We start from the raw sequence: 589 nt of genomic DNA on the forward strand, positions 1-589 counted from the left end.
ATTATAGACAGCACAAGTTTTCAGACGGCCTTGATGACAGAGGCCGTCTGAAACAACAGGAGACATAACACATGAAATCTGTACAACAACGTTTGTCCGCTTTACGCGAAGCTATGAAAAAACATGGCGTGGACGCGTTTGTCATCCCTTCCGCCGATCCGCACCTTTCCGAATACCTGCCCGAGCATTGGCAGGCACGTCGCGATTTTTCCGGCTTTACCGGTTCGGCCGGTACTTTGGTGGTAACCGCCGATAAAGCAGGCGTGTGGACGGACAGCCGCTATTGGGAACAGGCAGGCCAACAGCTCGCGCCAAACGGCATCGAGCTGCAAAAAATGGGCGTTGATGCGCCTTATACCGAGTGGTTGGCACAAAATCTGCCCGAGGGCGCAGTCGTCGGCGCGCCTGCCGATATGTTCGCACTCAGCGGCGAGCGCGGTTTGAAACAGGCACTTGCCGCCAAAAACATCCGCCTCGAATATCCTGAAACTTTGTTGGACGAAGTGTGGGACGACCGTCCTGCATTGCCGACTCCGGAAATCTACGTTCACCATCCCGACTATGTTTCCGAAACGGCGGCCGAAAAATT

The 589-nt window shown here is 54.5% G+C and carries 1 protein-coding gene; it reads left to right on the forward strand.

Features of this window, described 5'->3' with window-relative positions; all coding sequences use genetic code 11:
• Positions 1-71 precede the first annotated feature (71 nt).
• Positions 72-589 (forward strand): aminopeptidase P family N-terminal domain-containing protein (locus ACTHUR_RS16165; protein WP_440399694.1); only part of this gene is annotated, 518 nt, incomplete at its 3' end.

The organism is Neisseria sp. P0021.S007, assembly GCF_051956855.1.